Genomic DNA, 12166 nt, shown 5'->3' with positions numbered 1-12166 from the left:
CGCGGCGAAGTTTTTTTTCAACTCATTTCAGTCCATGCGAACAATAAGATTATGTTTTTAGTCTTCCCCGATTCCACCGCCATTGCTGCCCACCTGAGCGCCCGTCTCCAGGACATTATTCGTCAGGATCCACAAGCGACACTGGGTCTGGCAACGGGGGGGACCATGGAACCCATTTACGCCCGTTTCGTACAGGACGTACGTGCGAATGGACTGGATGTGTCCAAGATCAACAGCTTCAATCTGGATGAGTATGTAGGCCTGTCCGGCCAGCACGAACAAAGCTATGCGCACTACATGCAGCAGCACTTGTTCAGCCAGTTGCCTTTTGAAGCCGCACACTTGCACCTGCCCAATGGCTTGACCACAGAGCTGGAACAACACTGTCAGGAATATTCGGCAGCGATTGCGGCCTGCGGTGGCGTGGCCCTGCAATTGTTGGGCGTAGGCACCAATGGTCATATCGGCTTTAACGAACCCGGTACGCCTTTTGACAGCGGCACGCACGTCGTTGCCCTGTCCGAGCGTACCCGTATCGATAACAGCCGCTTTTTTGATTCCATGGACGAAGTGCCTGCCTCGGCCATTACCATGGGTATTGCGGATATTTTGAGTGCGCGTGAAATTGCCCTGGTTGTGACGGGCGAGCACAAGGCCCGCACCATGCTTAATTACCAGGAAGGCGGCGTCACCCCTGAACTGCCTTTCACGGCATTAAAGCAGCACGCCAACGCCCACATCTTGCTGGACGAGGCGGCTGCCAGCCTGCTAGACCCCAGCCTCTGCCACCGTCCCCTGATCAGCCAGGCTGCTTGAACCGGCTTGCCAGCCCCCGCCCAGCGCCCGAAAGAGCGCCGCGCGGGACTGTAGCCGGGATTGCATCAAGCTGACACGCAAGTCCTGAGCCGAATACAAGGTGCGCTGTGCATCTAATAAGGACAGCAGCGTTTCCGAGCCGGAGCGATAACGCGCTTCGGCCAGTTGAAACGCCAGTTGCGCCTGCTCCCACTCCTGCTCCATGGTTTGCGCCTGTGCATCCAGGCTATGCAACTGTGCCAGCACGCCTTCCACGTCCATATACGCCTGCACAATAGTCTGGCGATACTGCGCCAGCCATTCCTGCAGACGGGCATCGCTTAAGTCTTTGCCTGCTTCCAGACGGCCTGCGTTGAAAATAGGCGCAACCAAACCACTGATCAGGCTGTAGACGGGATGGCGCAAACTGTCTTCCCAGTGATTACCTGAAGCGCCTGCCCGAACGCCCAAGGTCAGGCTGGGATACATGGCAGCGCGGGCCACATGGACATCCGCATGGGCGGCTGACAGTTGAGATTCAATACGAGCAATATCCGGACGCTGCGACAAGAGTTGCGAAGGCAGCCCTGCATCCAGCACCGGTACCTGCAAAGTGGCAATATCTTCCTGCGGCTCGGGCATGATTTCGGTACGACCCAATAAGGTCGTCAGATCCACCCGCGTGCGTATGGCCTGCTCTTCCAGCACAAATAATTTACGTTGCTGTGACGCCAGCAACTGACGCTGTTGGGCCAGTTCCAAGGGCGATGCGGCCCCAGCCTGCAAACGTGCTTCAAGCAAACTCAACAAACGTTGTGCAACGGCCAGATTCTGACGAGCAATAGCCACGCGCTGTTTATCACCCAAGGCTTGCAGACTTAAATGCACCACCTGAGCCTGTACGCTGACACGCAGCACATCCAACTCATACGCTGCCGCCTGGGCCTGGAACAAAGCACTATTGGCCTGGGCACTATTCCGTCCCCACAGGTCCAACTCATAGCTCATGAAAACACCGGCCACATACTGCGAACGGCTATCACCATGACTAGAAGAAAACGGTGCGTCTCGCTGGGCAGACAGATTGCCCTGCAATTCGGGCAATAAGCTGGCACCGGCAATCCGCGCTTGGGCCTGGGCCTGCAAGATACGAGCCTGGGCCTGACGCAGCACAGCCACATCCTCCAACGCTTCCTGCATCAAGGTATTCAAGGCCGGACTGTTATAGGCACGCCACCACTCTGGTTCCACCTTGGCAAGCACCGGGCTGGGAGCTGCCTTGCCTTGCTGTTGATACGCCTGCGGCAAGGTGGGCGCGGTCTTTTCCAGATCAGAGGACAAAGACGTGCAGGCTTGCAGCAAGAGGCAGCTTACGGTTCCCAACATCCATCGGTAATGAGCCATGCTTACTCTCCTGCCAAGGCTTGAACGGGGTCCAGAGCGGCCGCCGTACGTGCTGGCATATAGCCAAAAACCATGCCCGTCACAACAGCGCAGCCAAAGGCGCCCAACGCTGCCCGCAAGGAAAACACCACATCCACCCCACCAAAAATCAAACCAATGCCCACAATGGCTCCCGCCAGAACACCCAGGCATCCGCCTGTAATCGTCAACAAGACCGCCTCAGTCAGGAACTGGCGCATGATGTCGCTTTGTCGTGCGCCCGTTGCCATGCGTATGCCAATTTCCCGTGTGCGTTCACGCACCGTCATCAGCATGACGTTCATGACGCCAATCCCCCCCACGACCAGCGACACGGCCGCAATCAAGCCCAGCATCATGCTCATGGCCTGACGGGTTGACGCTTCGGCCTGCAAGCGGGCAGCCGCATTACCAATGGAAAAGTCTTCCCGACCACCATGGCGCTGAGTCAGCAATTGGCGCATGTCCTGCTCGGCTTCCAGCACCGTGGAGCTATCCTGGGCATCAATCACCACGTAATCGGGCTGCGTCTGCGCCTGATACACACGGGCACGCGCTGCGTGATACGGCACAAACACCATATCGTCGTAGTCTTGCGCACCAGAGTCTGCACCACGCTCTTGCATCACACCGATCACTTCAAAGGGGGAATTGCCGATCAGCAGCTGCTGGCCCAAGGGCACCTCCATATCCGGGAAGAAATGCTTGGCGGCGCGATAGCCCAAGACCACCAAAGGAGCCAGATCCCGGTCCTCGGCATCAGTGTAGTAACGCCCTTGGGCCAGCTGCCAGCGGTGAATATCCGGCATGCTTTCATTAGCCGCAAACACATACACTTGGCGGTCCACACTACCCCGCCGCACGGTGATGGGGTCACCAATAACCGGCATCACTCGTCGTATCAATGGCAGCTCGCCAATCGCCTCCAGATCTTCCTCGGTCAGTTGTCCCTTCGCAACCCCATTGGGTGGTGAAGAACTGCTTAAGTAAATGATGGTGGTACCCATCGTGCCCATCTGATCCATCACGCGTTGGCGGGCACCTTCACCTACCGCCAGCATCACGATGACCGAAGCCACCCCGATAATCACACCTAACAAAGTCAAGGCCGTGCGATGACGGTTGATGAACATGCTGCGCAAGGCGCTGCGGGCGGCATCTTTGATTTCCGAAAACCAGGGCGAACGCCGGTGCTCGGGCTGGGGTAAAGGCTGTTTGGGCTTGCTCTGCGGGGCCGTTTCAGGACGGCTATCCGAGAGGATGCAGCCGTCACGGATTTCAATAATCCGGTCAGCCATGGCAGCGACCTCATGGTCGTGCGTAATCAGAATAATGGTGTGTCCGGAATCCGAGAGCTTACGCAGCAAGGCCATCACTTCTGCACCACTGCGCGAATCCAGTGCCCCGGTCGGCTCGTCGGCCAGAATAACCCGGCCACCATTCATCAAGGCACGGGCAATGGACACCCGCTGCTGCTGGCCGCCGGATAACTGATTCGGCCGGTTATCCAACTTATCCGACAGCCCCAGGCTGCTGAGTAATTCTGCAGCACGCGCAGCACGCGCGTCCTCCTCCATTCCCGCATAAATGGCGGGCATCTGGACATTTTCACTGGCGCTTTCAGTCGGAATCAGGTGATAGCCCTGAAAAACAAAACCAAAGGTTTCACGGCGCAACTGGGCCAGCTCGTCTGGACTGAGCTGAGCGACATCCCGACCTTGAAATAAATAGGTGCCGCTGCTGGGTTTATCCAGACAACCCAGCAGATTCATCAACGTCGATTTGCCCGAACCCGACGCCCCGACAATCGCCACAAACTCGCCAGGCTCAATACTCAGGCTAACGTCAAACAGAACTTGCACGGCGGGCTTAGTGCTGGGCGGGCCGCCGTAGATACGGTTAATGTCGCGCAGCTCAATCAAAGGCGGCGCTGCCTCTACCATTGCAACCACCGCCAGCCACGTTCAGGCATGACCACCGCCAGCACGACCTGTTCACCTTTGCTAAGACCATCCAAAACTTGTACCTGATGGCGATTACGCACGCCCAGGCTAACCGGCTTTTCCTGCAATTTCCCCTGCGCCAGCACCGGCACGGTGTAAGCGTCCGGACCACGCTGCGGATCGGCACGCAAGGTCACCAAAGGCACGACCAAGGCCTGGTCGGCACGATCAATTTCAAACAGCACTTGAGCGGTCATCTGCGGCATGAGTTCGCCATCTTCATTGTCCACATCAAACAGCACCGTATACATGATGGCTTGAGTGGCGGCCGGCGTCGTGGCGGCGCTGTCTTCCTGAGTACTGCCTTCAGGCGCAGGCATGATTTGACGCACCTTGGCCTGCCATTGACGCGCCTGAGTCTCACCCTGCTCGCCCAAGGTCGTGAAAGTGACAGTCATGCCGGGTTTGATGCGGCGAATGTCGGCCTCGGACACGCTGGTCCAGACCGTCATGGTGCTCAGATCCGCAATACGCAAGATATTCGGTGTTTGATAGGTGGCGTTCAGTGTTTGACCTTCACGCGCCTGCACACCAATGACCGTGCCGCTCATGGGGGCGTAGATACGCGTATAACCCAAGCGGGCCTCGTCCGCTTTCAGCGTGGCCTGGGTCTGCTCCATCTGTGCTTGCACATGCGCCACCCGAGCTTGAGCCGAGGCCTGATTAGCCTGGGCGATCTGTATATCTTCCTGGCGGCTGGCCTGCTGACGCTCCAGCTGGCGCTGACGGCTAAGTTGCTGACGTGCCAACAAAAGTTGCGCCTGCTGCTCGGCCAATTGAGCACGATACGCCGCCAAAGAAGCGCGTCCAGCATCGACGGTGGCCTGTTGCACACTGGGATCAATTTCAACCAGCAACTGCCCCTGCTGGACTTGATCACCCGGCGCGACTGGTAGGGCCGTAATCTGCCCCGAAACCTGCGCCCCAACATCCACATAGCTGCTGGGTTTCAAGGTTCCTACCGCCGCAACGGTGGCACGAATATCGCTTTGCTCTACCGCCACCGTTTCAAACTGCTCTGCCGAACGTCCGGCCTGTACGGCCAAGGCCCCCAGTACCAGCACGGCCACCAGGGCCAAGGCCCAGCGGCGCTTTACTGCTTTGGACTTCATAAATAATCCCGTTAAAACCGTAGATCTACACCCGCCCGAATCATGCGCAGCGAGTGATTAAAAAAGTAATAGTGGCCAAAGAGGCGGATGCTTGCTCACACTGAAACTGGCTCAACGCTGCTAAACAGACAGCGAGGGGCATCACCGAAATGGTGCAGTCAAGTGGGCAGGACAAGCGTTCCTTTTTCAGGCCTTCCCTATAAAGACGTTTGAGAGCCCACTTTCCGGACATTTATTTTGTAAAAGTTATAGCTATGGGCTTCAAGTAACATGGGCAAAGCTGAAATAGACCCTTTAAATGAGAATGAATTCTATTATCAACTAGTAACAAAAGGCAAGCTTAAAAAGAAGTGGAATTCAAGCCTTAGCTTTCATTTTCTGGAACACCCAAGACCCGCCCCTGCTCTTGGGCTCAATTACTTTTTGATGGCCTGTTCGGGCATAAAACGGGGAATCACATAAGTACACTGCCAGGCAAAACAATGCGACAGAAAACAGGCAGGGGGGCTACCCCTGCCATAGCCTTAAAACTCGGCAGAAACACTCAGCATGAAGGTACGAGGCTGCGATAAAACCAGGTAACCATTATTGGGATAACCGCCTACCGAAGCCCAGTAAGCCGTATCAGCCACATTCTCCACACTGGCCCTGAACGTCATCGGCACGCCAGACACCTTGCGCTGATAGCTGGCCCCCAGATCCCAACGTACCCAACCGGGCACCCGGATCGCATTGCCCGCATCGGCATAGCGTGCACCGGTTGCCAGCAATTGCGTATCCAGAGACAAGCCTGTCACCTTGGGCACATCCCAGGTCAAGCCCAGGCTACCTTGCCAGCGCGGGACGCCAATAACGCGCTGACCATCGCTAAGCGGATCACCGGTATTTTTCTGCTTGGCATCCAAAGCCGTCACGCCACCCAGAACCCGCAGCGTATCGCTCAACTGACCGTAAAAGCTCAGCTCCACCCCGTCATGACGATCCTTGCCCGACTCCACAAAGCGCAGATCATTATTCACGACACCTCGCGGCTTGGTCGTGGTGAAAAAGCTCAGCCCCCCGCCCATGGAGCCATTGTCATACTTAATCCCCAGCTCTTTTTGTTTGGCTACAAACGCCGACAAGCGCTCTCCGCCATTTTGAACAGGCTGATTGTCAAAGCGGGTAGGAGCCAACGCCCCTTGCGCCAGACTTTCGGTGTAATTACCGTACAAAGCCCATTCTTCATTCAGCTTGAACACCAGACCCACGGCAGGGCTGGTATGTTGCTGGCGATCCTTGCGCTGCAAAGCCTGGGTGCCATAGTCATAGCTGCGCGTTTCCATAATTTGATGGCGCACACCCAGCATGACTTCCAGCCTGTCATCCCAGAGGTACATCAAGTCACCCAGGGTATAGCTGCTTAACTTAGTTCGTCCGACCAAAGCAGGCGACCCTAGATCGCCCCCCGAAAAGGAGATGGGAGCAGGAGCATAGTTCACCGGTTCATACAGATTGCTGTCCTGCACACTGCCCATGGCCCAGGCGTTTTTCTCTTTGTGCTCATACAAAGAAGCAGCCGCAACCAGCTCATGCAGCACAGGCCCGGTTTCAAAACTGGCCCGCAAACCCAGCTCGCCCGTTTTCACTTCGTCGCGCCGGGAGTTGTCAAAGCGCGAGAAAGTGGACTTGCCCGATACCGCATCCGTCACCGTCAAACCCGCTAGCTGGTTTTCTTCCTTGCCATGTTTCATGCCATAGGCGGCCCACAGCGTGATGGAGTCATTCAGGTCATACTCGCCGCGCACCGTCCCAAAAGTGGTTCTTTCATTGGAGTAAGTCCAGGGCTGGGCAAAGTTGCGCTTGTTCGAAGGCAACTCCGGCAAGGCCGACAAGCCTGCCTGCAAGGTGACATTGGGCCGAACTTCACGCAGTTTGTGCTCCTGATAACCTAGGTCAGCCGACAAGCGCACGCGCTCGCCACGCCAATCCATCCCGACGGTGTACATATCCAGCTTGGTGTGCTCATTATCGACAGCGGTATTGCCACTACGCTTGATGGCATTCAGGCGGATACCCGCAGCATCATCGGCAAAACGGCGTGAGATATCCGCCTTGATCTGGCTCTGGCCACCACTGCCATAGCCCACGCCCACCTTAGTTAAGGGGTCTTCACCAGCTCGTTTGGGCAATACATTGATCGTGCCGCCAATGCCGCCCCCGGATGGCGCAGCACCGTACAGAAAGCCGCCTGCTCCCCGCAGCACTTCAATGCGTTCGGCCAGTTCAGCTGCTGTCGCTTGTCTAGGCAGCAAGCCAAACAGGCCGTTGTAGGCAATATCATCCGAGGCGGTCAAAAAGCCCCGAATAAAGAAGCTTTCCTGGAAATTACCAAAACCACGCGCCACCCGCACAGAAGGATCATGGCGCACCACATCCGCTACTGTCGAGGCCTGCAACTGTTCGATATAACGACTGGTATAACTATTGACGCTAAACGGCGAGTCCATATTTCCCAGAGAGCCGAGTATCCCTACCCGCCCCCCGCTGGCAAGCTGTCCACCCGCATACTCGGGCAGCAAACCCTGGCGCGACGCATCAGCACTGGCATTAACCGTAATGGTCGACAGTTCCCGAGGGCCAGCCGCCTCTGGATTATCCTGCGCAACGGCTTGAAGGTGGATAGCAAACAGGGACAAGACAATTGAACGTCCCAGGCAAGGTTTGAAGAGACTTGGCATCATGAGCACCTATCAACCTTTGATATTCTTCAGGTCAATACGCACCACGCTTTCCCGCTTGCTGGCTTTATATTGCGGCGTGAAAGGAGCTTTAACCGTGACGTACAACTGACTGTCCGGGCCCAGCTCCAGGCTATTGGGATTGTCGGGCAAGTTGTATTGCGCTTTGACCGCATAGTTTGCGCCATCCAGTACCGACACCTTGCCCTGCTCGCGATGAGTCAAATACAACTCGTCGCGATCCGCGTTATAGAGGATGTCGAGCGCATCACCCACCGGCAACTCCTGCAGCAGCTTGCCGTTGCGGGCGTCCAGCACATACACGGTTTTCTGTTCTTTGGTCTCTGTCACGTACAAGCGATGGCGGCTGGAATCCAGCGCAAAATTCAAGAGCAAAGCCGGTTTGACGCCCGCCGGTTTCCAACGCTGCTCGATCTTGTTGGTCTGAGTATTGACCACCATGACCTCGCCATCGCCATTGGCGGCATACAGACGGTGCGAGGCTGAATCCACCAACAGGCCAGTAACCCACTTGCCTGCATTCTCTATAGTCTCGACCAAGTCCAGAGTACGATCATCCAGCACCCAGATCACGGCGGGTGCGCCTACAGCCCCTACATAGACACGGCCCTGCTGCGGGTCATGACGAATCGTGCGCGGGCCCATTTTGGTGTCATCAAAACTGGTATTGCTAAAACGCACTCGCTCTATCTTCCCGTCTTCTTTCAGCTCCACTTTGGAGACAGCAGCGGCCAGACTATTGGTCACGTACAAGGTGTCGCCCGAGGCATTGGTAGCCAGACCAAAATTGCTCTCATCGGTGTAAATCGTCCCTTTCACATCCAGAGTCACAGGGTCCAACTTGTAGATCACACCGCCGCGAACCGACGGCACTCTCTCTGCCGAAGCGACGTATAAGGACTGATCAAAGGGGCTATAAACAGTTTGATAAACCCCATAGGCCAGATCCTTGCGCAAGGCTCCTTCTGCCGTAATGGAGGTTTTTTGCGCCAGCTCGGGCGTCAGAGGCAACGAGACAAGCCCAGAGGGCTGGGCGTGAACAAGCGAGGCTGCACTCAACAGAGCAGCAGACAAGACAGACAAGGCAAGGCGGCGTGTAAACATGGCGATATCCCGTTTATAGAAATAGAAGTGATAATCATTTGTATTATTGCATCAAGCACTTCTACGCTCAAAATCGGGACACCGATCCTCTATGGGCACAAGTGCGCGAGACTAAATAAGCCACTTCCCTATCCCCCCACTTGACTGCGCTCGCTACAATATCCACTCAGCCGCCTTTTGGGCGGCCTTGTTGTTGAATTCCCTACCTGTACTGCGCTATGACTTCTGCTGCCGATCTGTCCGCCCACACGCCCATGATGCGTCAATACCTACAGCTCAAAGCTGAGGCTGGCTCGCATCTGCTGTTCTATCGGATGGGAGACTTCTATGAGATGTTCTATACCGATGCCGAACGCGGTGCGCGCCTGCTGAACCTGACGCTGACCAAGCGCGGTTCCTCCAATGGCGAGCCCATTCCTATGGCGGGCGTGCCCTTTCATGCCATGGAAGGCTATCTGGCACGCCTGGTTGCTTTGGGCGAGTCCGTCGCTATCTGCGAGCAGATCGGTGACCCTGCCACCAGCAAAGGCCCGGTCGAGCGCAAGATTATGCGTGTGGTCACTCCCGGCACACTGACCGATGACGCCCTGTTGCCCCCCAAAGCAGACCGCCTGATCGCGGCCTGCACGCTGATTAAAGTGCAGCGTCAGGACATGGTAGGGCTGGCCTGGATGAACCTGGCCAGTGGCGAATTTCTGGTCAGCCAGTGCGAGCCGGATATGCTGGACACGGAGCTGAACCGCATCGGCCCGGTAGAACTGGTCTACCCCGAATCCTTGCGCCCTGCCCCGGTACTGCCCCAAGCCAGTTGCCACACCTTGCCGGACTGGCACTTCGCCCAGGACGGATCGCGCGAAACCTTGCTAGATCACTTCGACCTGGATTCCTTGGCCAGCTTTGGCCTGGACGATCTGCCCGCCGCCACCGCCGCTGCCGGAGCCTTGCTGCGCTATGTGGGTAGCACGCAATCGCAATCACTGGTCCACATTAGCCATATACGGGTACAGCACAGCTCGGACTTTTTGGTACTGGATGCCGTCACCCGCAAGAATCTGGAAATCACCGAAACCATTAGCGGTGAAACCAGCCCGACACTGTTTTCCACCCTGGATCATTGCCAGACCCCGATGGGCAGCCGTTTGCTGCGCCGCTGGTTGCACCATCCGCTACGTTTGAATCAAGCGGTGCAACAGCGCCAGGATGTGGTTTCCCTGTTCTTCCAAACCCAGCAATCAGCCAGTTTGAATGCGGGCGACCCATTGGGGGTACTGCGCCAAGCTTTGCGCCGTTTCCCGGACCTGGAGCGCATTGCAACGCGCATTTCGCTACGCAGTGTGCGCCCTCGGGAACTGGCCAGCCTGCGCGATGCGCTCGCTACCCTGCCCCAATTGCGCCATGAGCTGGAGCAGAGCTTTAGCCACTCCGAACACCTGCAGGCCCATTTGCTGAACCTGGCCCTGGACCCGGAACTCGCGACATTGCTGCACGCCGCCATCACCCCTGAACCGGCCCTGCTGATACGCGATGGGGGCGTGGTTGCTGACGGCTATGACGCCGACTTGGATGAACTGCGTAGTCTGGCCAGTGATAGCGGCGATGTGTTGGTCAAAATCGAAGCCCGCGAGCGCGAGCGTACCGGTATTGCTACCCTACGTGTCGAATACAACCGCGTACACGGTTTCTTTATTGAGGTTAGCCGTGGTCAGGCCGATAAAGTCCCCGACGACTACCGCCGCCGTCAGACCCTGAAAAATGCTGAGCGCTTCATCACGCCCGAACTGAAAGAATGGGAAGACAAAGTCCTGTCCGCCAAGGACCGCAGCCTGAGCCGCGAGAAATTCCTGTTCGAAGAATTGCTGGACAAGCTGAAAAGCTATGCTGGCCCTTTGGCACTGTGCTCCAGCGCACTGGCCGAGCTGGATACCTTGTCTTCCTTGGCCCTGCACGCACTGGACAATAACTGGACGGCGCCGGAGCTGACTGAACAGGCAGGTATCTGGATTGAGGCAGGCCGCCACCCCGTGGTGGAACACAGCATCGAACGCTTCACACCAAACCACTGCGAGATGCATGCCCAGCGCCGCATGCTCCTGATTACCGGCCCCAATATGGGCGGTAAATCCACCTATATGCGTCAGGTTGCCCTGATCGCCCTGCTGGCACGCATCGGCAGTTTTGTACCGGCCAGCAGCGCCCGTATTGGGCAGATTGATCGCATCTTCACCCGTATCGGTGCGGCCGATGATCTGGCTGGCGGCCGCTCCACCTTCATGATGGAAATGACTGAGGCCGCTGCCATTCTGTCAGGAGCCACCCCTTACAGCCTGGTGCTGATGGATGAGATCGGCCGTGGTACATCTACCTACGATGGCCTGGCCTTGGCTTGGTCGATTGCGCATCGCCTGCTCAGCCACAATCAGGCATTAACGCTGTTTGCTACGCATTACTTCGAGATCACCCGTCTGCCTAACGAACTGCCTGCTGCTGCCAACGTGCATCTAGCCGCCGCCGAATCGGCATCCGGCATTGTGTTTCTGCATGAAGTACAAGAAGGTCCAGCCAGCCGCAGCTACGGGATTCAGGTCGCGCAACGTGCCGGCATCCCCTCGGCTGTCATTCGTCAGGCCAGCCGTGAACTCAGCCGTCTGGAAGCGCAGAATGATCCCAGCGCACAGCTGGATTTATTCCATGCAGGCTCTGCCCCGGAAGCCTCAGTGGCAGAGCCTGATCCCACTACAGATCAAGCACTGGAACTGATGGATCGGTTCAAACGGCTGGATGTGGATGAACTCAGCGCACGTGAGGCGCTGGATCTGCTGTATCGCTGGAAAAAAGAGATGAAAGTGGCTGGCTAAGCAATCCAAAAGGGAGCCCACGAGGCTCCCTTTTTTATTCTTCAGTCCCACTTGACTCACGGTTCTCAATTTTGCTGCTCATACACCGTGACAGGCCGGATCAGTTAAGCTACGGACTAATTTAATTCTTGTTC

The 12166-nt window shown here is 56.8% G+C and carries 7 protein-coding genes; 2 read left to right on the top strand and 5 right to left on the bottom strand.

From position 1 onward, the window contains the following. Positions 1–51 precede the first annotated feature (51 nt). Complete coding sequence (locus IE156_RS08270; protein WP_189392039.1) at positions 52–816, top strand: glucosamine-6-phosphate deaminase; 765 nt, start codon at positions 52–54, stop codon at positions 814–816. Here IE156_RS08270 and IE156_RS08265 read toward each other — a convergent pair. The 5 genes from IE156_RS08265 to IE156_RS08245 form a co-directional block, all read right to left on the bottom strand. Continuing rightward, entirely contained in the window at positions 769–2199 is a 1431-nt protein-coding gene (locus tag IE156_RS08265; protein ID WP_229841117.1) for an efflux transporter outer membrane subunit, read from the bottom strand. The genes IE156_RS08270 and IE156_RS08265 overlap by 48 nt on opposite strands. A 2-nt stretch (positions 2200–2201) precedes the next feature. Then, positions 2202–4160 carry an ABC transporter permease gene (locus IE156_RS08260; protein ID WP_189392038.1) on the bottom strand — a complete coding sequence of 653 codons (1959 nt, stop codon included), beginning with the start codon at positions 4158–4160 and terminating at the stop codon, positions 2202–2204. Then, complete coding sequence (locus IE156_RS08255) at positions 4154–5332, bottom strand: efflux RND transporter periplasmic adaptor subunit (protein ID WP_189392037.1); 1179 nt, start codon at positions 5330–5332, stop codon at positions 4154–4156. Before IE156_RS08255 ends, IE156_RS08260 begins: the two co-directional genes overlap by 7 nt. A 524-nt stretch (positions 5333–5856) precedes the next feature. Beyond that, positions 5857–8055, bottom strand: a complete 2199-nt coding sequence (locus IE156_RS08250; protein ID WP_229841115.1) for a TonB-dependent receptor — start codon at positions 8053–8055, stop codon at positions 5857–5859. Between the two features lie 9 nt (positions 8056–8064). Further along, the gene (locus tag IE156_RS08245; protein WP_189392036.1) at positions 8065–9177 is read right to left on the bottom strand and encodes a YncE family protein; all 1113 of its coding nucleotides are present in this window, start codon (positions 9175–9177) and stop codon (positions 8065–8067) included. A 218-nt stretch (positions 9178–9395) separates the two neighbouring features. Here IE156_RS08245 and mutS point away from each other — a divergent pair, with 218 nt between their 5' ends. Continuing rightward, positions 9396–12032, top strand: a complete 2637-nt coding sequence (gene mutS / locus IE156_RS08240; protein WP_229841113.1) for a DNA mismatch repair protein MutS — start codon at positions 9396–9398, stop codon at positions 12030–12032. Positions 12033–12166 lie beyond the last annotated feature (134 nt).

This window comes from Alcaligenes pakistanensis (assembly GCF_014652815.1).
GTDB lineage: Bacteria > Pseudomonadota > Gammaproteobacteria > Burkholderiales > Burkholderiaceae_B > Alcaligenes > Alcaligenes pakistanensis.
This window is presented reverse-complemented; position numbering and strand designations above follow the sequence as displayed.